Here is a 20245-nt window from a genome sequence, read left to right on the forward strand (position 1 = left end):
TGTGTTTTTGATTAATCTTTTTCTGTAAAATCTATTCCCAAAGGAAACCATATGGCACTAAGAGATACCGACTCTAGATACATTTTTCCGTAGATAGAGAACTCTATCCACACGTTTTCTGGATTGTTTTCATCTATAGAAAGTACCGAGAAAACTCCGTACAATGATCTAATTGTGGGGTCATTGGGGCCTAGTCCTCTGCTATCTGTGTAGCTAAGATAAGTGACATCATCTCCCATGCAAAGACTCATTCTTAGATCTTGTTCATCATTTCCATTGTGCCTACCTGCGGATCTGGCTACATTTATGGATACTTGGTATACTCCAACTCTAAGTAAGTGCAATTTATCTTGTTTGAGTAGAAAGCATTTCCCTGCTGATGGAGAATAGTTTTGATTGGTTACTGTCTTTAGTAAAAATGGAAGAGTGTTTAGTTGTTTATCCGGAAAATATTTTCTACCCTGGCTGAAGCTATTCATGGTTTCTACTGCTCTAGTTCTTAGGTATCCCCAAGTCATAACATCATATCTAGCTTTGGGGTGTTGAATATTTTCAAATTTGCATTTTTGTGTGTTATTGCCAGCTGGTAATGAAACCTCTACGTTATCCGACACATTAATATCTTTAAAAGAGGCGTTCTTGGAAGATAAATTACCACCTATCTGAAGCGGACATAAGATATTAGCGTCCTCATCAACTGTCATAGATCTTCCTTGGAAAGAATTTTCCACTGACAAATTTTTTTGAAGATTGAGGGTACTGTCATGTAGAAAGAGGTTTTGTTGCAAGACCCCTGTTCCGTAGTCTGAAGGAGGTGTTTCTTCAATCAAAGGTGTGTAAAATGTGTTTTTTTGTATTGAAGGGATAGGTTTTTTTTGGGTTTTTTTATTTGCCACGTTATTCTCCTTTGTCTATGTCTGGGTAGTAAATGATAGACCATACCACTGATCCTAAGTCGGTGATATTATTGGCATTTCCGAAAGAAAATTTGACGTAGTACGTTTGTTTGGGGTCTATATCAGGGTTTTGAGGTAATTCATTGTCCACGTGTATAATGGTATTCATGGTTCCTTGCATGGAATATCCTCCCCCCGAGTGAAGGATGGTTTGTGTTAGAAATTTTTTATCGCTGTCATGCTTAAATAGTTGGAAAGCTCCACTCCATCCGTTGTTCCACCCCCATCTTTTGACAAGAATCATATCAAACATATAAGTTCCTCTTTTCAGTAATTGAAATCTTTTGGATCCTGGATGTGTAATCTTTGTTGATCCGTTTTCGTTAGAAACATCCACTAACCGAATACAGTTTTCTGCTAAAGGGCTTTTATAAACAAGTCTGCCTCGTCCGATTAAAGGAACTTCATCTTGTTTTGCTCTAACGTGTACTCTTTGGTAAATTTGTGTAGATACAAACATGTACTCGCATGAAGGAGCGTAGAATGCAGGGACTGGAGAAGTATCTTCAGTAGGTCTGGCGACGTTGGTTATTCTGTTGTTATTGAGATTGATAGAAACAGATTGTGTGGTATCAGGAGTTATGGTTATCTTTTTCGCCTCCGTGAGTCCGTTAGTAACTAGAAAGGTTTCGGAGATATTGGCGTTTCCTGAGATAGAGCACTCCTTGGCCACAGAAAGTTGTTTTTTTACGGTAGTGTCATAGGTAGATACGGTGTCTGCCGCTACGTCGCCGTCTATCGTTGTGTTAAAGTGAAAGTGGCAGTCCGTTTTTATAGTTTGTTCTTCGGGAGTTTTTATAAATTTATTAAGGTTTGATCTTTTGTTTTTCTTTAAAAAATTTTTCTTCGTCATATCTTTTAATTTAAATTTTTTTATTAAAAAACTAAATTAAAAGTAATTAGTCAACAGATTATAGAGTTATAGAAATCAGGGAAAAAGGAATGGGGGCGGCTGGATTTGAACCAACGTATCCGTGAGGAGTCGGATTTACAGTCCGATGCAATTGACCGCTATGCGACGCCCCCCAAGAAAAGGAACTCTAACGAAGAGACTTGCTGGAGAAAGGAATTGAACCCTCAACCGTTCGATTACAAATCGAATGCTCTGCCAATTGAGCTACTCCAGCGGGAGGCGGGAATTATGTCAAAAAAGAACCTTTATCACAACAAAAACCGTATGAATTTTTATTCTTTTTCATCTTGTTCAGAGAATTTTTCTTCCGAAGAGGGCTCTGTCTCTGACTGAGAAATTCTATAATCTTGTTCTGTGGGAATAAATTGATCGTCCCCTTGCTCAGACAAGTTTAAAACGCTAAATTGGTGTTTTTGTAGCTTTTCTGAAATTTCCCGCTCTTCTTTTGCCTTCTGTCTTTTTAGGGACTTTTTTCCTTGTGTGAGTAATTTCTCTTTGGTTAGAGAATATTTGTTTGTGGATTTTGTTGTTTGAGACTGTTTCAATTGCTCGGCTGATCGTTGAAATACATTCGCGTAAGAAGGATTATTGGTTGCTAGTTGAGCCGAGAATTTAAACTTACCTTCTGGAGTGTGCCTGGCGACAGCGGCTTCCTTTTTCAAGCAACATTGCTTATACTTCTTTCCTGATCCACAATGACAGGGGTCATTCCTATTAGGTTTTTTAGACATGTTATGCTCCAGTTGGCTGACTTTTATAGTAATTTTTCTACTTAGCGAAAAAGAAAGATACGATAAGAATTGTATTAAGTGCTATTAATAGTAAACTTTTATTCTCTAAAAATTTAAAATGGTCTCCCTTTTAAAGAGATCTTCTTAGACTGAAATTTTATCAAAGCGTTATATGTTCATTCTTCCTTCCCCAGTTTTTTCTCCACCTTGGCCTAAGGTTGGTAAGCGTATAGAAAGTGCTGTTCGAAAGGCTATATACACTTATGATATGCTCAGTAAGACAAGAATAGTTGTGGCTTTAAGCGGCGGGAAAGATAGCTTGACTATGCTTATGATGCTTAAAGCAATTTCAGGGAAAGGTTTTCCAGAACTAGACATTCATGCCATTACAATAGAGGGAAAGTATTCGTGCGGGGCTGAAGTTGGAGGGAAATATCTGGAGAATATATGCCAAAAGCTAAGTGTTCCCCTGCAAAGATTAACCTCACCGTACACGCCCGATGTACCTGAATGCTATTCTTGCTCACAAGTTCGTCGTCGCATGTTATTCAAAGCTGCACAGGAATTGGGAGCTAGTGTGGTGGCCTTTGGTCATCATAAAAACGATGATGCGCAAACGGTGTTGATGAATCTTTTGCATAAGGCTGAATTCGGTGGATTAGCTCCAGTACTAGAAATGGTTCGCTTTGGCATTACTATTATAAGACCTTTGATATTTGTGTCTGAAAAAGATATCCGAAGATTTGCAAAAGAATGTGGCTTTATGCGAATTACTTGTCGATGTCCCGTAATTTCTTTGAGAAAGAAAGCTGAAGACACTCTCAGACTAATAGAAGAGGTTTTCCCTTTAGCTAGACATAATTTGGCTTTAGCTTCTAGGAGTAGAGATGGTTACCAAAAACCCAAGAACAATCTTTTTAATAGCAGTACGGGTCATTAAAGAAGGATCTATAAGAGCAAATCCTAGGTTTGATCGTTTTATAAAGATTTTATGCTTTGTACTTGGTGTGTTTTGTTTGGCTCTCCTTTGCAAGGACGTCCAATAGATTTAAAAATGTTTTCCTCTTGGTCAGATTTTTGATACAATCCTGCAAGAGTGGTTAAAATTGAGAAAGGTATGACAAAAAGATTGAGAATCGTTTTGACTAATGACGACGGAATTTCTGCAGCAGGAATGGCGACCTTAGTAGAGCTTCTTAATGCGGAAGACTTTGCTGATGTATATATTGTCGCTCCCCTCTTCGATCAGTCTGGGATGTCTATGTCTTTTTCGTACCGGTCTCCCATTGCTGTGGAAGCTGTAGATTATAAGCCCCATCCTGTTTGCGGGGCATGGGCAGTAGAAGGCACTCCGGTTGATTGTGCTAAAATAGCTCTCAGTGTTTTGTTTAAAAATGATTTGCCGGATTTGGTTATTTCTGGAATTAATCACGGTGGTAATGGGGGTAAAAATACCTATTATTCTGGCACCGTAGGTGCGGCCATGGAAGCTGTTTTCAAAGGAGTGCCCTCTTTGGCACTTTCGCAAGAGAAGCATATATCCTTTTTCCAGAAAGAGTTGGGAGGGAAGTATGTGCGTACGCTAGCGGAGTATGCTTGTTCTAGACCGTTTTCGGTTCCCTGCGGCTACAATGTTACCTTCCCTTACGTAGAACAGGGTAAAAGTTGGCAAGGAATGGTTCTCACTCATTCTGGTGGTGAATTTTGTGTGGAATCACCGATAGATATGGGAACAATACACAATCGCACTTTTTATTCCTTAAAATCCGTTCGAATGCAAGTGTTCGACAAACCTTCCCAAGAGTTTGAATTTTTAATGAATGGTAAGGTTTCTGTGAGTCCTATAGGTTTGTCTTCTTTGTTTGGAGCAATAACAGAGGAGGCTTTTTCTGTTATGCAAGAAGATTTTAAGGCTTTAATTAACAATAGAATTTCTTTGGGAAGACTGCCTAATTAAAACCTTCTATCTAGGCAACCCTTTGTGTTATAACCATTTAAGAGTGGTTTTTTTCTTTTCTGTTTTTTCGGCTGATTTTTTTCCTTTTTTCGTTTAGAAGGGATCAGATAATTTTTTTGTTTTTTGATGAAAACAGTTGTGATTAAACTATTCTATCTGATAGCCTTTCCGTTTCAGTCTGCTAAGTTTTGAGGATGCGTAGCTCAGCGGTTAGAGCACCTGTCTTACACACAGGGGGTCATAGGTTCAAATCCTGTCGTGTCCATTGCGGGAGTAGTTCAATTGGTTAGAGCACCGCCCTGTCAAGGCGGAAGTTGCGGGTTCAAGCCCCGTCTCTCGCGGTTTTGGTTCTGAGCATAGGCTAGTACGATGTCTGGCATAAAGAAAAAAAAAGCCTATCATTTCAATTTTTTCATATACTTCTTAAAAACGTTTGGTTGGTTTGTTCTTGGCGGTGCTTTGGCTGCGGCTGGGGTGCAGATTATTCTGGTTCCTAGCGAATTGATTGATGGAGGGGTGGTGGGCCTTTCCATAGTTGCTTCTCATTTTCTCGGGCATAAATATTTGCCTGTCTGTTTACTGTGTTTCAATCTCCCCTTTGTTATTTTGGCTTTTAAGCAAATTGGGAAACATTTCGTCATCCAAATGTTGACGGCTGTGATAATCTTTTCATTTTCTTTGTGGCTGATAGATATGCTCCCGGGTTGGCTAGAAATCCCTCCCTTTGTTTTTAAGGGATCGGAAATAGAAACCGTTATAGTGGGAGGATTCGTCATAGGCGTTGGTTCGGGCTTGATTATTCGTCACGGTGGCTCTACAGATGGAACAGAAATCCTGGGAATCATTATCAATAAGAAGCGAGGATTTACAATAGGACAAGTTGTCTTGTTTATTAACTTTTTCATCTTCACATTGGCTGGGATAGCGTATAAAAATTGGCATTCTGCTTTTATGTCTTTTCTGACCTACGCTGTAGCTACTAAGGTCATGGATGTCGTTATTGTTGGGTTGGAGGATACAAAATCAGTTACAGTAATAACGTCCTCACCTAGGAAGATTGGAAAGATCCTTATAGATACTCTTGGAGTTGGTCTCACTTATATTCATGCGGAGGGGGGGTATTCTGGAGAGAAGCGCAGCATGCTGTATATCATTGTGGAGAGGTTGCAGCTCTCTCAATTAAAGGAGATCGTTCACCGGGAAGATCCTAATGCTTTTGTTGCTGTAGAGAATTTGCATGAAGTAGTGAACGGGAGGACAACGGCATCTCATTGAGGTAGTGAAACGACCTTATTCCGAAAGATAGCCTTCCCATCTCTCTTCCAAAGGGGAAGTGACTCCTAAGCAGCTAAGTATTTTACCTACTATAGCGTTCTCCATCTCATCTAAGTTTTTGGGTTTCATGTACCAAAGAGGCAGAGGGGGTGCTATGATGGCCCCGTTTTTAGCTAAAGTAAGCAGATTATTCAGGTGTATAGAGTGTAAAGGGCTTTCCCTAGGTACAATTACCAAAGGTCTTCGTTCTTTGATAGTGACATCAGCGGCTCTCCTCAATAAATTATCTGATAGTCCCATAGAGATAGCTGATACCGTAGCCATACTGCAGGGTACTATAACCATTCCGTCTGTTTTATAAGATCCAGAAGCTATCACACTTCCGATATCGGAATTTTTATGTATGGACAGTAACTCCCTATTCGAAAAGAGTTGTAGAAAGTCGTTTCTATTGGTTACGTGAGGCACTTCGTAAATTACTGTTTGCATAGCCGGAGCTGATAACACTAATTCTACATGATGGTTCAACTGAAGCAAGGCTTCTATAGACTTAACAGCCAAAATAGCTCCAGAAGCACCTGATATTCCAACGACGTATCGCCCCATGATTTACTTCCTAACCAATTAAAGAAAACGTAACAGCTATAAAAAAAGACATTGGGACGACAATATTACCCAAAACGAAGGTTTTGTAAAGGTTTTGTTCTGATGAGACTTGGTATAAGTATATCGTGTATAGAATAGAGCTTAGAGGGAGAACAGATAAGAAGAAAAATATACGAGATGAGCAAAAAGTTAATCCTACAAGAGAGAAACAGATAAAAGATGCTGCAAGTGATATCTGGGCGATTCTTTTAGAACAAGCTCTCCCCCATTTCGCTGGTATGCTATGCAATTTTTCTTTCTGATCGAAATCCATGTCCTGGATGGCGTACATAATGTCGTTGGCCGAAACAACCAGAAAAGCCGAAAATCCGAGTAAAACATCTGAAATCGATATAGAATTTTTGATGATCATGCTTACTATCAGCATAGCTAGCAGATAGATGCAGCCCAGAAAAAAATGACAGAAGGATGACAGGTGTTTTGTATAGGGATATGAAACGATCAATAAAATGGCCAAGAAAGAAAAAATAAAACAATAAATTCCCAGAACAAGACAGAGACAGAGAGAGACAGAAAGAAAGCCTACTACCCACGCCAATGCGTTTTTTGTGGACACCAACCTTTGAGGGATTGCACGTTGAGTAGTTCTAGGGTTTTTGCCGTCAATATCAGCATCAATGACAGCGTTAACAATCATGCCTCCAAATCTGGCACAAAAAAAGGCACCAAGAGCAATGAGAAATGTAGTTAGCATTTTTAGAGAAAGCAAGGAATTTTTATTTAGAGAGTCGCAAGAGAGGAGAGAGAGCTCAGCCTGGGCGAGCAAAAATGGTAGGGAGAACAAAGAAAAAAGCGGCTTAGTTAGATTAAAAAAAACTTTAAGTTTCACGAGAAAAACTCCATTTTTCTATAGGAGGTATATCTGGTAAGGCCATTAAGGAAAAGAAGACTTTTTACGGATGTACGTTGGATCAGAAAATCAATGACGAATCCCTTGAGGATTTCTCTTCCAAGCAATTTTCATATTCATTATTTTGACTTAACGGTTTTAATCTTTGATGTCCTAGTTTACAATATTTTTTTCGAGTTTTTTGTACTTTCACTTCGTAGCACTAACAGACTGCCAGAAGTACTTAGTTTTAATGTTTAGGATGCAATCCTCTAGGTTGGTATTTTAGGTTTTAGAGTAATGAGAGAATTAGATTTCATTCTTCGTCAAACAGTGATGCCCAAGGTCTCTGAAAGGTGTGTGAGCGAAGGCCTCTCCCCTATGTATTGTCTTCAGTTTTCCGAAGTGAGTCAAGAGAAGATGACTTTTGCAGCTTCAGTAATTGCTGTTATTTTGGGAGTCATAACAAACCTTATTTGTGTTTACTTTTTGATATCCAATACTCTTTCTTTCTCTTTTGTAAATGTAGTTTGTATAGGAGGCTTGACTTTAGGTTTGATGTCTTGTTTATACCCTATTTACATGCTTACTGTTCAGGCGTTTTCTAGGACGACAAGATTCTTACAAGCTTCTAATATTTTAAGGCAGGAAATATCGGCTTTTAAAAGTGATGCCGAAAAGACGAAAATTAATCTTGTAGCCAGCGGATCAGGGTGTTTTAATGCTGAAAAAACGATTCACTCCCTCTCTTATGTAAGGATAGCTTTCGCGGCGGTTAGCGTAGTTGTTGGAATTGGATTGCTGATAGCTGGAGTTTGTTTGTCAACAGCTTATGCTTCATTGTTGAGTAGTAATAGCATAGTTGTAGTGTCTTTTGTTTTTGCTGCTTTAGGAGTTTTGTCAATTTCTGGAGGGTTTTCTGCGTTTAAGGTACATATGCTGAGTTCGGAAGCCCTAGGATGGCTGCAATTGCTTGTCTTAGGCAGTTGCCTGCTCTCAGAGTCTAAAACGAAAGATAGTTTGGAAAAACAATTAGAAGAAGCCAACAGTAAACTTTCTGATATGATGCTAGAGAACTCCAAGCAACGCACACAGATTGATTTTTTGGAGAATCAGATAAGAAATATATCTTTCACGGATTCCGTGAAACAACAGGTAGGAGCCGCTCAGTTGTCCTCTTTGCAAAAATTGCGAAAGATAGTTGCTCAAGGTTCATCTTCCCTCTCAGAAATTCTTTCTGCGCTTTCTCACACTTTGTATCCCTCCATAAAAAGGGAGGTTGTTCAAGAGGATGAAGATAGACTCAGAGATTCGGAGGTTCAGAAATATAGTGCTAAAGAAGATATTGTTGATGAAGTGGATTCCATTTCGTTAGATCTCTACTCTGTTGATGTTGATCCAGACGTTTCTGAAACAGAGTCTACGTCCTCCGAAGAAGAATTTATTTTATGTCCGGAGGATACAGATGAAGGCGCGAGTTAGGGCGCTCGTCTTATAATGATTCCTTATAATTGATGTTTTTATTTACTGATGTATAATCTCCCTTTTTTCGTTTTTTAGGGGGTGTGATGATCTCAGAAGTAAATGATTATCAATTCGCTGCATCTGCTTCAGAGAGAATGAGGAGCCCCAAAGGTACATTTGAGTGCAAAGTATTTGGTGATAATTCTCTAGAAAAATTTAGGGTCAGCACATCTATGAAAGTGCTGGCCTTGGGTTTAGGGATTGTTCTTGTCGTTTGCAGTATACTTCTCTTTATCCTATTACCCATTAGTTTTCCCTATTATCTGACAGTGTCTTTTGGGATTGCAGCAAATTCTTTGGGAGTGGTTTTAGTTACAGTGGGTCTCGTATCTTTCGTCATCGAGAAGTATTTTTTTTCAAGAACTTCTGAAAAGTCTCAAGAAGAGCTTGTTCAAAGAGTATCTTACCTAGAGCTTAAAGAACAAGAGCTATTAGAAGAAAAGTCAGAGTTAAAAAGGAAGTATTTTGAAAAGTTTCAAGCACAGTCATCGCAAATTTCTTCTCTTGAAGAAGAAAAAGAGCTATATGCTGCAGAGTTGATTACTCTTCGTGTACGATGCGAGGATCTTTCTCAGAAAAACGTTGATTGCTTACAGAAAATAAGTTGTTTGGAAGATAAGATGGTACGTCAATCTGAGAGTGAAGCAAAGGTTGCAGAGCTATCTGCTTTGGTAGAAGTTTTAGAAACACAAAACAAAGAGCTCGATGATTGTTTGAACTCTCTAAGGACGTCTTACGAAAGAGACAAATCACGTATTCAGAAAGAATTGAATTTATTAAGAGATGAAAGAGTAAAAGAGAAGGAGTCCTCTTCGGACAGGTCTTGTAAAGAACTAGACAATGCTTTATCTGTCATAGAGGAGTTAAGCAAAAAAATAGAACTATTGACAGAAGAAAAGATTCAGCAAAAAAATGCTTCGGATATGGTTATGAAGCATTTAAGCGAGAAAATAACTAAGCTCACAGAAGAGAATTTTACGCTCAAAACAGCTCAAGAGAGTTCTATAGCAAAGGGCGAGACGATGCCAACTCAGGAATCTTTGGAAAAAAGGACAAAAGCAGAGGAACTTAAAAAGATTTCTAGTGGATTAGGAGATAAGGTAAGTGGCATCGTGGGTAACTTATTCAAAAAATCTGATAGTGGTGGCAGAGGCTCTGGATTGTAAGAAAATCCAACCGATGCGTCTAAAACCTTCTTCCTTTTTCTAGGACTCTTTGCAGAAAACTTTTTGCTGTGTTGCACATGATGTCCGTTTGTAATGTTATGTCGGGGACTGCCTTACAAATGAGCTCTTTTATTGCTCCGTAATCAGCAGCATTTTGGCACTCAGGGAAAAACCTATGCTCGTGAGGTGGTGAATAGAAGAAGTCTGCTCCTAAGCATAAATGCTTTATAATGCCCAAATCTGTAGCTTTTTGGAGATGTTTTGCAAGACTTTGGAAGTTCTGTCCAATAAAATCTTTAACCATGCACAGACCTATAACTCCTCCCCTGTTAGCAATTTCTTTAGCATGATCATCTTGAAGATTTCTAGGATGGTTGTGGACAGAAAAAAAATTAGAATGACTAGCTATAGTCATTAGAGTTGGAAGTTTATTAGCAGCGTAGTCGAGAATATCTTCAGTAAGCTTTCCTGATGCATGGCTTAGATCTACTGGAATAGATAGCCGATCTAGTTCTTGGAGAAGGGTTTTCCCATCGTTTGTTAGAGGTTTAGGTTCTAAAATTCCTCCTCCAAATCTGTTAGAAAAGTTCCAGACAAGGCTGACATATGCTAAAGGACCCTGCGCTAACAACAATTCCAGTCTAGCAATGACATTTTGCATTGATTCTTTTTCGTAAGCTATACCAGAGGCATTCTCTATCGATCGAATGATTAGTACGCGGTTGATAAAGGAGTCTTTTTTTGGAAGACGACTGGCATTGTATGTGTGTAGATGCTCGATAAAGGGAAATTTTTCAGGAAGAGAGAAAAACAAATCATTTTGTTTTTTAAGTTTTTTGACAGATTCAGAAGAAGTTTTAGTAAACAATGCGCACACCTGTAATCCCACATTGCCTTCCATTAATTGCTGAGGAGTACAACGCAAAGCTAGATTATTTCCTGTCAAGGAAGGGAGAGAAAGAAGATCGCAATGTAAATCAGATATAATCATAAATGGTTAAGGGCTAATTTTTATAAATCTGTTTGGATAAAGATTTTTAGATAGCGGAGGGAAAAAAGGAGAAATATTTTCGTCATATAGAAAAATGACTTCTTTAGATTGAGAGGAAATAGCCTCTCTCAGTAGTGAGTAATAGTCTTTGGTTGAAAAATTTAAAAAAATTTTTCTTTTAATAGAGGGATTTTTATTAATGTATGTTTTGACGTCTTGGAGATTATTAGAAACGCGGATGCTAACTCCAAATGACTCTGTGTCTCTGTTCGGGGGTTGTATTACTTTGATAGAAGTGCCTAAGAGTTTCTCCAAAGACTCCTTAGGTATAGCCCCTTGTCTCAGGATTATTAGGGGCTCTATAGATAGAATAGTCGACTCCACGCCTAAGGCACACTCCCCCCCATCCAATATCATATGAATGCCTTCAGGGAAGTCAGATAATACCTCTTGAGGCCTGACCGCCGATGGGAAATTTGAGTGATTGGCAGACGTGCCAAGAATAGGGTCTCCTAAGACCTCTAAAAGGGCCACAAGGACTGGGTGATTGGGAACTCTAACTGCCATAGACGCTCCGGTATTTTTACCAGGGAAAACAATTGTTAGAGGTCCTGGAAGAAAATTTTCTGCTACTCTTTGAAAAATATCTTTCAAATGATTGGGCAGATAATCAAAAACTTCTTCTTTACATTTTAGATAGAGGCCCAGAGGTTTTGTTGTAGGTCGTTTTTTTAGTTGGTAAATGCAAGAGATGGCCTCCGAATTAGCCTTTACACATGTTCCTAAGCCATAGACCGTCTCTGTGGGGAAAGCCACGATCCCCCCCTTTTTCAGGATTCTTGCTGCCGCTTCTATATTGGATGGGCTTGGACTTATAAGTCTTGTTTTCATGGTTGCCTGAGGGGACTCCTATCTCCCTGAAGAAGGTGTAGGTTATAGATTAAATAGCATTTTGATTCAATTCTTGACTTCTTTTTATATCAATTCTATCGTTAGCCCTTAATTAGGGATTTTTATGAATTATTCTTTTTTCAGAAAGCAAATAGCAGGCTTGGATGTTATCTTGTGCACAGGTGATCCTGGAGCTCCTGCGGTTGTTATGTGCCACGGATATGGTGCCTGTGCGGACAATTTTACTTTTTTACCGTCGTCTTGTGTGATTGAAGGTTTACGTCCCACGTGGGTTTTCCCTAATGGTATAGAGACTGTTTCGGATGTCCCCTCGGGAAGAGCTTGGTTTCCTTTGGATGTCAAGGAGTTGGATAGATTAATGAACGAGTATCCGGAGGAAGAGAGTACTGATTGTGTTTTAGACCTCTTGTCTTGTTCGAATTTATCCAAGGCTGGAGAATTTTTAACTAACCTGGTTAGAGAATTAAAATCTCAGTATCCCAGGGTTATTATGGGAGGGTTTAGTCAGGGAGCCATAATGTCTGCACACGTGGGGCTTTCGGCTGAGCTGCCCCCTGACGGATTGTTTTTGTTTTCGGGTGCTTTTGTGGGTAATCAGAAATGGGATGTTTACGCTAAGACCCAAAAAAAGAAGGCGCCTTTTTTTCTCACGCATGGAGAGTTTGATGGAGTATTGCCTTTTAAGTTAGGTAAAAGACTGTACTCTCTTCTCAATAAAAATGGTTTCATAGGGGAAATGTTTTCTTTTTCTGGGGGACACGAGATTTCCGAAGAGATTATTCGGAAAATGAAAGAGTATATTGTCCTTTGGTCTAAGTAAGGTTTTTCTGTTTTAGCCTTTCTAGTTGTAAAAAAATCCACTCGAAGCAGAAAGCTTTATTGGAGCCTAGAAGTAGTCTGTCCATGGCTGTTTGTAGTGTCTCTATGACTTCGTGTAGAGGGAGGATGGGTACGTTGAGGAGCTCCTCGTTCTTATAGCAAGAGGTATCTCCAGGTATCCCAAATTGATGAAACACCTTGCTTCTGAAGAGATCTAATAAACCCCGGATTAGCTTTTTTTCTGATAATTTTCCAATGTCAGCATTATTTCCAGATTTCGGTATTGAAGAATCTCCTTTGGGTTTTTCTTGGAAGAAACTAGCAATATCAATCAGCTTTAACGTTCCCGAAGCAAATGCTAGCAAAAACTTTTTCTCTTCAGAATTAAGGTGGTTATATTCCTTACAAGGAACTCTGATAGATCGGGTTCTAGAAACAACAGAAGGGAGCAAAGAATATTTTTTTACGGTCGTGAGAATAATAACAGCATGAAGGGGCGGTTCTTCTAAAGTTTTTAAAAAAGCAGTAATGGCAGGCACGCTCATGCTATCTATGGAATGGAGCACAAAGATTTTTTTCTTTGCTTCGAAGGGCTTAATCCAGATATCTCTTTTAATTTCTCTGACAATATCAATAGATAAATTTGAGGGACGATTATTTCCTCCATATTCCTGAATATCAGGGTGGATAGATCTCTCAAGTTTTATTTTAGCCTCTGGACAATCTCTTAGAATAATTCGGGAAGCGCAGTTGTACGCTGTTGATTGTAGATACTCCAATGATGAGCCATGAAATAATATTGCATGAGGAACCTCTCCTCTATCGATCTCCCTAAAGAATTGCTCTATAGATTCTGTCGAACTCATAATAGAAAAAGAGTGGGGATATAGGACAAAGAGGCTTCAAGTAGCTCTTTCTTTCCTAGAGTAGCGTCTAAGATTTTAATTCTTTCAGGAAATCGCTTAGCTTGGATTAAAAATCCTCTGCGGACTTTCTCATGGTAAGAGAGATTTTTTCTTTCAAATCTATCAAGCTCTTTCTGGTTACGTTTCCTTTTAAGCCCTTCTTCTACAGGGACATCTAAAAGAAAAGTTAGTTGAGGAATGAGGGTTTCTTTCCCCATGAAATTGTAACACAAATCAGAAACATAATTGACATCTAGTTCTCCGGCAAAACCTTGATAGACGATAGTTGAGTCGTGAAATCTCTCGCAGATAACTATTTTATTTTCTCGCAAGGCAGGGAGAATAACCTTTTGTACATGCTCAGATCTGGCTGCTAGAAACAACATTAGCTCCGTAACGCTATTTGGAGGAAAACTATGATTAGATAGAAGAATATCGCGAAGCTCCTCGCCCAAAGGAGTCCCACCCGGCTCTCTTGTGCAAACAACCTCCGCACCTTCGGTGGATAAGTATTTGAATAAAGAAGATGCGAGGGTTGACTTTCCGCAACCTTCGCCTCCCTCAATGGAAATAAATATGGGAAGAGTCATTAGACCTCTACTTGATCCTTTTTATTTGAAGTTTCTTCTTCCACAGAAGAGTCTTCATTTCCTGAAGAAATTTTTTCTATAGCGACTAGTTGATCTCCATCCTTTAAATGAACGAGACGGACCCCTTGCGTTGACCTACCCATCACGCGAACATCTTTCATATTAATGCGGATGGCTTGACCTTGTGCAGACATTAAGAGAATGCTATCGTTATCCGTAACAGGAAGTGCGCCAAGGACGTTGCCATTACGTTCACTAATCAGTATGGAGCGAACTCCCACTCCTCCCCTGTTTGTTTCTCTGAAGCTTTCTACAGGAGATCGTTTTCCAAATCCGTTGTCACAAACGACAAGGATAGAATCAGAGTCTGAAACTATTTCCCCGCTGACTACCCGGTCTTCATCACTTTTTAGAGAAACTCCCTTGACTCCTCTAGCCGTTCGTCCCATAGAACGAACCTTTTCATGAGGAAAACGTACAGCCATTCCTAAGCGGGTAAACAACATAACTCTGTCCGTGTCACTGAGGATTCTCCCAGCAGCAATCAGCTCATCACCATTATCAATCTCTAATGCACGAATGCCTCTCTTCCTAGGATTGCTAAAGGCTTGTAAATCAACCTTTTTAACTACTCCTTTTTTGGTAGCTAAAAAGAGGTAGCCTGGCTCCGAAAAGTTTCTAACTTTTAAGATGGCAGCTATTTGCTCACCAGGCCTGATGCCCTCCAAGAAGTTAATGATTGGCTTGCCTTTAGCTCTACGCTCTCCCTCGGGCAGTTGCCATACCTTCAGCCAGTAGCACTGGCCAAAATTGGTAAATATGAGCAAATAATCTTTTGTGGAGGCAGAATAAACTGCTTTTAGGTAATCGGAGCCTTTTTTCATGTCAAAGCCCGTTACTCCATGCCCTCCTCGACGTTGTTCTCGGAAAACTTTTACAGGCATGCGCTTCACATAATCATCTCCAGATATGGTGATGACCACAGGTTCATCAGCAATAATATCTTCAATATCTTTGATATCCTCTCCAATGGCCTCTATCTGTGTGCGTCTGGGTGTTCCATTAGATTTAACGATGTCTTGCAATTCGTTTCTAATGATGTCTTTGACTAAAGACTCATTTGCTAGAACGCTTCTATAGTAAGCTATCTTTTCTAGCAAATCATCGTGTTCTTTTTTAATTTTCTCAGATTCCAAACTTGTAAGCTGGTATAATCTGAGTTCCAAAATCGCTGAAGCTTGTCTTTCTGTAAAAAGAAACAACTCCATGAGTTTTCTTTTAGCATCTTCTTTACTTTCGCTTTCCTTAATGGCCTTAACGATACGGTCTAAATCTGCTAGAGCTTTGAGATAACCCTCTAGAATATGAGCACGGTTTTCAGCTTTGTTCAACTCAAAACGGGTCCTCCTTCGAATAACTTCCATGCGATGGCGTACCCAAGAAGAAATCATTCTTCGGATATCCATGGTTCTAGGAAGATTTCTATCCAAAGCTAACATGTTAGCTCCGAAGGTAACTTGGACATCCGTGAATTTATAAAGTCTGTTGATAGTAACTTCCGAAGATTCTCCTCGTTTAAGCTCCAGAACGACTCTGATACCTTCTTTATCTGACTCGTCTCTAACATCAGAAATACCAGATAATGTCTTATCATTGACTAGATCAGCAATCTGCTCAACAAGTCTGGATTTATTGACGTTGTAAGGGAGTTCGGTGATAATGATGCTTTCTCGATGACGCTCACTGTCTTCTTCTACTTCCAGCTTAGCTCGCACCCTGATTTTTCCCCTACCGGTTATGTATGTGGACCGGATACCTTCCATTCCACAGATGATGCCTCCTGTGGGGAAGTCTGGTCCAGGCATAACTTCCATAATTTGCTCTATGGGCACGAAGGGATCATCGAGTACCAAGAGAGTTGCCTCTATAAGCTCCTTCAGGTTATGAGGAGGAATGTTTGTAGCCATCCCTACAGCAATTCCAGAAGAACCATTACATAGTAAGTTAGGAAACTTGGAGGGAAAAACTGTTGGCTCTGTCTTGGTTTCGTCGTAGTTAGAAACCATATCAACAGTGTCTTTGTCTAAGTCCTCCATTAACTGAATAGCACTGTGAGTCAATCTGGCTTCAGTGTACCGCATAGCTGCAGGTGGATCTCCATCTATGGATCCAAAGTTTCCCTGCCCGTCTACCAGAGGGTAACGCATAGCCCAATCTTGAGCCATTCTCACTAAAGTAGGATAGATAACCCCCTCTCCATGAGGATGATAGTCTCCGGAAGTATCACCGCAAATCTTCGCGCATTTTCTGTGCTTAGCTCCAGGAGATAAGTTCAATTGCTTCATGGCATACAGAATCCGTCGTTGGGAAGGTTTCAATCCGTCGCGGATATCCGGTAGAGCTCTGGAGATAATAACCGACATAGAGTAGCGAAGGTAACTTTCCTTCATTTCCTCTTCTAGGTTTTTAGGAACAATAATTTCGTTTTCATTAAACATAAATAGCCGCCTCCTAAATGTCCAAATTATTCATTTTAATGGACAAGGCGTGGCTCTCTATGAAATCTCTTCTTGGAGGCACTTCTTCACCCATAAGCATTGTAAAGATATGATCAGCTTCTATAGCGTCTTTTAGCGACACACGAATCAACGTACGTTGATCAGGATTCATTGTGGTATCCCACAATTGATCAGCATTCATCTCTCCCAAACCTTTGTAGCGTTGAATTTCTATACCCTTCCTTCCTAGAGAACGTAGGTAATCGATGAAATCTTTTAATGTATGACCCTCATAAGATTGGTCACTAGAAACTATAGAAAATTTCCTGTTATTGGCTATTAAATAATCTTGAAGCCGCAGTCCATAATGAGATAGCTCTGAATTTAACTTATCCAGTGAATCTCCTTTATACAACTCTATAACTTTAGGGACTTCACTTCCATTGCTCTCCGCCAGAGACAACGCTTCATCTCTTTCTGTTTCGGAGTATAAGTATGTTGCAGAGCGGTTGTTATTGGCACTCATGTAAAATACAGGGTACCCGTCATTTTCCTTATAGGCTTCAAGAAACTCTGCAAAAGGAATAGCTTTTTTTTCTAGGGAGGAAATAAACTGCTCAACTTCCAAAATAACGTTAACTAAAGATTCTAGTTGCTCTCCTTTCAGCTCATTGATGTCACCAAAAGATACACTCGCTTCTTGTACTCCTAATGACAATAAATAGCTGTCCATCTCTTTTTCTGACAGAATATACCTAGAGGCTTTCTTTTTGCTTACCTTGTACAAAGGAGGTTGAGCAATATAGATGCATTCATTTTCTATGAGAGGAGACATGTGGCGATAGAAAAACGTAAGAAGCAGCGTACGTATGTGAGAGCCATCTACGTCAGCATCCGTCATAATGATAATTCTTTTATAGCGTAACTTTTCTAAGTGAAAGTTGTCTTTTCCGATACCACTTCCAAGAGCGGAAATAATTGCCCCAATCTCCTGGTTTTGAAACACTTTTTGCAGACGAGCTTTTTCTACGTTAAGAATTTTTCCTCTGATTGGAAGGATGGCTTGAAATCTACGATCTCTTCCTTGTTTTGCTGACCCTCCAGCAGAATCTCCTTCAACTATATAGATTTCACACTTTTCCGGATCTTTCTCTAAGCAATCCACTAATTTTCCTGGCAATCTAGCGCTGTCTAGAGCACTTTTTCTTAAAGTTAATTCCCTAGCTTTTTTAGCTGCTTCTCTGGCTTGAGCTGCTATCAGTACTTTTTCAACAATAGATTTAGCAATTTGTGGGTTTTCATCAAAGAAGGTAGCTAAAGCCTCGCCGGTAATCTGTTGGGCGACAGATCCTACATCACTATTACCCAGTTTTTGTTTTGTTTGTCCTTCAAATTGAGGATTAGGAACTTTTACAGAAATAACGGCAGTTAATCCTTCTCGCATGTCATCCCCGGTAAGGGATATTTTATCACTTTTCAGTAAATTATTGGCTTTAACATAAGCGTTCAATACTCTTGTAAGAGCTGTAGAAAAACCAGTAAGATGTGTTCCCCCCTGTCTGGTCGGAATGTTATTTGCATAGGAATAAATTAACTCTGAATACCCGCCATTCCACTGTAAAGCTGCTTCAAATTCTATCTCGCCATCGTCACCAGCTCGGCAACCGGAAATATAGATGGGGTCAGAGAATAGACTTTCTTTATTCTCATTGAGGTAAGAGACAAAAGAACTAATACCCCCTTCATAATAGAAAGTAGTCTTTTGAAATCCTTCGTCTCTTTCGTCTTCAAAATGGATTTTAATTCCTTTGTTAAGGAAAGCCAACTCCCTTAATCTTTTCATGAGTATGGACTTATCAAATTCACAAACAGAAAAAATTTGGGGGTCGGGATAAAAAGTAACTTCTGTTCCTCTCTTATCTGTTTCCTGTCCTTTTTTTAGCGGAGTCAGAGGTACGCCTCTAGAAAACTCCATGTGGTGAACGAAGCCATGTTTGGACACGTTTACAATAAATTTTTCTGAAAGAGCGTTTACGCAAGAAACTCCAACACCATGTAGCCCTCCAGAGACTTTGTAACTATCTTTATCAAATTTTCCTCCGGCATGCAATACGGTTAAAACCACTTCTAGAGCAGAAATTTCTCTTCCTAGCTTTTCTGATTCTCTTTGATGTATTTCTACAGGAATCCCTCGGCCATTATCGGCTATTGTAACTCCCCCGTCTTTGAGTACTGTAACAAAGATTTCAGAGCAATGCCCAGCCATAGCTTCGTCAATACTATTATCAACGACCTCATACACTAGGTGATGCAAACCCCCAACGCCTGTATCTCCTATATACATGCCTGGGCGTTCTCTGACAGCTTGTAGTCCTTCTAGAACTGTAATAGCTGAGGCATCATAATTTTTTTTATTTGCATTCATGACCTGTTCCAAAGAGAAAGTGAATTTTCTTAACTGGAGTCTTGGGAGCAATCTCTCTAAGCTGCTCCAACATAGACTTCTGATTTGTTTGTTTCAAAAGCGAAAACAAGGAAGAATTAGAAACTTTTACGAGAAGCTCTTCATCTTGGTATCCGACAGCTGCCGTCATCCCCTCGTACTTAGGGTCCATAACAGAGTGCCATGCTTTGATAAGTTTTTGGGGATTTACCTTCCTTAACCTTTCCAACTCCTCTAGGTACTGCGAAAGGACTTGACTCATATGCTTGATGGTTGTCGCCGTCTTTGATTTTTTTTTCGAAGAAGTTTTGGGATGATTTACTTTAGTTTCTGAGAACATCACTGATTTAGATTTTCGTTCCTTTTTTATTCTTCCGGAAACAAGTCGGCAAGGAAGTTTCGTCCAAAAGAACACTTTATATCGACGAGATAAAAAAAGCAACGCAATAACTAATGCCGAAGGTCGGAGCGAAGGGGCTTGACTAAAACAACCAAGCCCCTCTTCGATTAAAAACAACCAAAAACGAAACTATTAACAGTTTTCAGGCGCGCCTAAGCGCAGGCAAGCAAGTCGTGCAATCCTGCAGCAACAAAATCCAAGGGGAATGAAAGAGAGCATAAGGCAGCGGCGAGAATACAGCCGACGATAGTAAGCACTCCTAAAACAAAATTCACTACGGTAACAACAACCAATGAGATTAATAAAGTTGCTAAATCATAGACAGACGCTAGAATGCCAACCCCAAAGATCTCTAGAACTCCCCTGAAGATATGAGACATGACATTAATTTTACCGCTCATGGTGTCCACACGGGAATATCCACGCTTGTTGTCGAACGTCCTCATGGCATCGACTGCTCGAGATATTCTACGCGCTCCACTAACAGCTCCCAGAACGGGAATAGAACCGATAATATTACTACAAGGCTCCTTAGCCCAAGACTCGAAACCAAAAGCATTAAATGATGGTATAAGAGGTCGGCCTGACGTCATTGTGATCTCCCAGAATTGATCTTGAAAAACGAGGGAAAATTGTACCACGGGAGAATTTTTTTTTTGTACGAAATTAT

Annotated in this window: 19 protein-coding genes and 4 tRNA genes; 8 read left to right on the plus strand and 15 right to left on the minus strand. The window is 39.7% G+C overall.

What is annotated here, in order from left to right:
- Positions 1 to 11: 11 nt before the first annotated feature.
- The 5 genes from KJA62_RS01890 to KJA62_RS01910 all read right to left on the minus strand — a co-directional run bounded on the left by KJA62_RS01890 (position 12) and on the right by KJA62_RS01910 (position 2600).
- Positions 12 to 896, minus strand: a complete 885-nt coding sequence (locus tag KJA62_RS01890; protein WP_213318349.1) for a hypothetical protein — start codon at positions 894 to 896, stop codon at positions 12 to 14.
- Position 897: 1 nt separating this feature from the next.
- The gene (locus KJA62_RS01895) at positions 898 to 1809 is read right to left on the minus strand and encodes a hypothetical protein (RefSeq protein WP_213318350.1); all 912 of its coding nucleotides are present in this window, start codon (positions 1807 to 1809) and stop codon (positions 898 to 900) included.
- A 90-nt stretch (positions 1810 to 1899) separates the two neighbouring features.
- Positions 1900 to 1982 (minus strand) — tRNA-Tyr (locus KJA62_RS01900).
- Positions 1983 to 2010: 28 nt separating this feature from the next.
- Positions 2011 to 2083, minus strand: a tRNA-Thr gene (locus tag KJA62_RS01905).
- A 58-nt stretch (positions 2084 to 2141) separates the two neighbouring features.
- Positions 2142 to 2600, minus strand: coding sequence for an SEC-C metal-binding domain-containing protein (locus KJA62_RS01910; RefSeq protein ID WP_213318351.1), 459 nt, complete (start codon positions 2598 to 2600; stop codon positions 2142 to 2144).
- A gap of 172 nt (positions 2601 to 2772) precedes the next feature.
- Here KJA62_RS01910 and KJA62_RS01915 point away from each other — a divergent pair, with 172 nt between their 5' ends.
- From KJA62_RS01915 to KJA62_RS01935, 5 genes are all read left to right on the plus strand, one after another.
- Entirely contained in the window at positions 2773 to 3540 is a 768-nt protein-coding gene (locus tag KJA62_RS01915) for a tRNA 2-thiocytidine biosynthesis TtcA family protein (protein WP_213318352.1), read from the plus strand.
- 177 nt (positions 3541 to 3717) lie between these two features.
- Positions 3718 to 4557, plus strand: coding sequence for a 5'/3'-nucleotidase SurE (gene surE / locus KJA62_RS01920; protein WP_213318353.1), 840 nt, complete (start codon positions 3718 to 3720; stop codon positions 4555 to 4557).
- Between the two features lie 192 nt (positions 4558 to 4749).
- Positions 4750 to 4822, plus strand: a tRNA-Val gene (locus KJA62_RS01925).
- A 2-nt stretch (positions 4823 to 4824) separates the two neighbouring features.
- A tRNA-Asp gene (locus tag KJA62_RS01930) sits at positions 4825 to 4898 on the plus strand.
- 28 nt (positions 4899 to 4926) lie between these two features.
- Positions 4927 to 5832 (plus strand): YitT family protein, encoded by a 906-nt coding sequence (locus KJA62_RS01935; protein WP_213318354.1) that lies wholly within the window; start codon positions 4927 to 4929, stop codon positions 5830 to 5832.
- A 15-nt stretch (positions 5833 to 5847) separates the two neighbouring features.
- On the opposite strand, the gene KJA62_RS01940 is transcribed toward KJA62_RS01935, so the two are convergent.
- Together KJA62_RS01940 and KJA62_RS01945 are read right to left on the minus strand one after the other, a co-directional pair.
- Positions 5848 to 6438 (minus strand): flavin prenyltransferase UbiX, encoded by a 591-nt coding sequence (locus KJA62_RS01940; RefSeq protein WP_213318355.1) that lies wholly within the window; start codon positions 6436 to 6438, stop codon positions 5848 to 5850.
- A gap of 10 nt (positions 6439 to 6448) precedes the next feature.
- Positions 6449 to 7327, minus strand: a complete 879-nt coding sequence (locus tag KJA62_RS01945; protein WP_213318356.1) for a UbiA-like polyprenyltransferase — start codon at positions 7325 to 7327, stop codon at positions 6449 to 6451.
- 300 nt (positions 7328 to 7627) lie between these two features.
- On the opposite strand from KJA62_RS01945, the gene KJA62_RS01950 reads away from it, so the two are divergent.
- Positions 7628 to 8809: an ABC-2 transporter permease gene (locus tag KJA62_RS01950; protein WP_213318357.1), complete on the plus strand. Its 1182-nt coding sequence runs from the start codon at positions 7628 to 7630 to the stop codon at positions 8807 to 8809.
- 86 nt (positions 8810 to 8895) lie between these two features.
- Positions 8896 to 10017 (plus strand): hypothetical protein, encoded by a 1122-nt coding sequence (locus tag KJA62_RS01955; protein WP_213318358.1) that lies wholly within the window; start codon positions 8896 to 8898, stop codon positions 10015 to 10017.
- 19 nt (positions 10018 to 10036) lie between these two features.
- Here KJA62_RS01955 and KJA62_RS01960 read toward each other — a convergent pair whose 3' ends face one another.
- Both KJA62_RS01960 and KJA62_RS01965 read right to left on the minus strand, forming a co-directional pair.
- Complete coding sequence (locus KJA62_RS01960; protein WP_213318359.1) at positions 10037 to 11008, minus strand: dipeptidase; 972 nt, start codon at positions 11006 to 11008, stop codon at positions 10037 to 10039.
- A gap of 6 nt (positions 11009 to 11014) precedes the next feature.
- On the minus strand, positions 11015 to 11899 hold the full coding sequence (locus KJA62_RS01965) for an L-threonylcarbamoyladenylate synthase (RefSeq protein WP_213318360.1): 885 nt from the start codon (positions 11897 to 11899) through the stop codon (positions 11015 to 11017).
- Between the two features lie 124 nt (positions 11900 to 12023).
- On the opposite strand from KJA62_RS01965, the gene KJA62_RS01970 reads away from it, so the two are divergent.
- Positions 12024 to 12740 carry an alpha/beta hydrolase gene (locus tag KJA62_RS01970; RefSeq protein WP_213318361.1) on the plus strand — a complete coding sequence of 239 codons (717 nt, stop codon included), beginning with the start codon at positions 12024 to 12026 and terminating at the stop codon, positions 12738 to 12740.
- Here the strand turns inward: KJA62_RS01970 and KJA62_RS01975 are convergent.
- The 6 genes from KJA62_RS01975 to KJA62_RS02000 all read right to left on the minus strand — a co-directional run bounded on the left by KJA62_RS01975 (position 12733) and on the right by KJA62_RS02000 (position 20168).
- On the minus strand, positions 12733 to 13605 hold the full coding sequence (locus KJA62_RS01975) for a hypothetical protein (RefSeq protein ID WP_213318362.1): 873 nt from the start codon (positions 13603 to 13605) through the stop codon (positions 12733 to 12735). The genes KJA62_RS01970 and KJA62_RS01975 overlap by 8 nt on opposite strands.
- Positions 13602 to 14222 carry a dTMP kinase gene (tmk, locus tag KJA62_RS01980; RefSeq protein ID WP_213318940.1) on the minus strand — a complete coding sequence of 207 codons (621 nt, stop codon included), beginning with the start codon at positions 14220 to 14222 and terminating at the stop codon, positions 13602 to 13604. The genes KJA62_RS01975 and tmk overlap by 4 nt, the downstream gene beginning before the upstream one ends.
- A gap of 11 nt (positions 14223 to 14233) precedes the next feature.
- Positions 14234 to 16732 (minus strand): DNA topoisomerase (ATP-hydrolyzing) subunit A, encoded by a 2499-nt coding sequence (gene gyrA / locus KJA62_RS01985; RefSeq protein ID WP_213318363.1) that lies wholly within the window; start codon positions 16730 to 16732, stop codon positions 14234 to 14236.
- A 13-nt stretch (positions 16733 to 16745) separates the two neighbouring features.
- Positions 16746 to 19157: a DNA topoisomerase (ATP-hydrolyzing) subunit B gene (gyrB, locus tag KJA62_RS01990; RefSeq protein ID WP_213318364.1), complete on the minus strand. Its 2412-nt coding sequence runs from the start codon at positions 19155 to 19157 to the stop codon at positions 16746 to 16748.
- Positions 19144 to 19515, minus strand: coding sequence for a DciA family protein (locus tag KJA62_RS01995; protein WP_213319027.1), 372 nt, complete (start codon positions 19513 to 19515; stop codon positions 19144 to 19146). The genes gyrB and KJA62_RS01995 overlap by 14 nt, the downstream gene beginning before the upstream one ends.
- Positions 19516 to 19727: 212 nt before the next feature.
- Entirely contained in the window at positions 19728 to 20168 is a 441-nt protein-coding gene (locus KJA62_RS02000) for a hypothetical protein (protein ID WP_213318366.1), read from the minus strand.
- Between the last annotated feature and the right edge of the window lie 77 nt (positions 20169 to 20245).

It is taken from the genome of Chlamydiifrater volucris, from assembly GCF_902806995.1.
In the GTDB taxonomy this organism is placed as follows: domain Bacteria; phylum Chlamydiota; class Chlamydiia; order Chlamydiales; family Chlamydiaceae; genus Chlamydiifrater; species Chlamydiifrater volucris.

What these genes read in the sequence shown, in the direction of transcription:
- KJA62_RS01895 (WP_213318350.1), bottom strand. Translation starts at nt 1,809, where the DNA reads ATGACGAAGAAAAATTTTTTAAAGAAAAACAAAAGATCAAACCTTAAT.
- KJA62_RS01910 (WP_213318351.1), bottom strand. Translation starts at nt 2,600, where the DNA reads ATGTCTAAAAAACCTAATAGGAATGACCCCTGTCATTGTGGATCAGGA.
- KJA62_RS01915 (WP_213318352.1), top strand. Translation starts at nt 2,773, where the DNA reads ATGTTCATTCTTCCTTCCCCAGTTTTTTCTCCACCTTGGCCTAAGGTT.
- surE (WP_213318353.1), top strand. Translation starts at nt 3,718, where the DNA reads ATGACAAAAAGATTGAGAATCGTTTTGACTAATGACGACGGAATTTCT.
- KJA62_RS01935 (WP_213318354.1), top strand. Translation starts at nt 4,927, where the DNA reads ATGTCTGGCATAAAGAAAAAAAAAGCCTATCATTTCAATTTTTTCATA.
- KJA62_RS01940 (WP_213318355.1), bottom strand. Translation starts at nt 6,438, where the DNA reads ATGGGGCGATACGTCGTTGGAATATCAGGTGCTTCTGGAGCTATTTTG.
- KJA62_RS01950 (WP_213318357.1), top strand. Translation starts at nt 7,628, where the DNA reads ATGAGAGAATTAGATTTCATTCTTCGTCAAACAGTGATGCCCAAGGTC.
- KJA62_RS01955 (WP_213318358.1), top strand. Translation starts at nt 8,896, where the DNA reads ATGATCTCAGAAGTAAATGATTATCAATTCGCTGCATCTGCTTCAGAG.
- KJA62_RS01960 (WP_213318359.1), bottom strand. Translation starts at nt 11,008, where the DNA reads ATGATTATATCTGATTTACATTGCGATCTTCTTTCTCTCCCTTCCTTG.
- KJA62_RS01965 (WP_213318360.1), bottom strand. Translation starts at nt 11,899, where the DNA reads ATGAAAACAAGACTTATAAGTCCAAGCCCATCCAATATAGAAGCGGCA.
- KJA62_RS01970 (WP_213318361.1), top strand. Translation starts at nt 12,024, where the DNA reads ATGAATTATTCTTTTTTCAGAAAGCAAATAGCAGGCTTGGATGTTATC.
- KJA62_RS01975 (WP_213318362.1), bottom strand. Translation starts at nt 13,605, where the DNA reads ATGAGTTCGACAGAATCTATAGAGCAATTCTTTAGGGAGATCGATAGA.
- gyrA (WP_213318363.1), bottom strand. Translation starts at nt 16,732, where the DNA reads ATGTTTAATGAAAACGAAATTATTGTTCCTAAAAACCTAGAAGAGGAA.
- gyrB (WP_213318364.1), bottom strand. Translation starts at nt 19,157, where the DNA reads ATGAATGCAAATAAAAAAAATTATGATGCCTCAGCTATTACAGTTCTA.
- KJA62_RS01995 (WP_213319027.1), bottom strand. Translation starts at nt 19,515, where the DNA reads ATGTTCTCAGAAACTAAAGTAAATCATCCCAAAACTTCTTCGAAAAAA.
- KJA62_RS02000 (WP_213318366.1), bottom strand. Translation starts at nt 20,168, where the DNA reads ATGACGTCAGGCCGACCTCTTATACCATCATTTAATGCTTTTGGTTTC.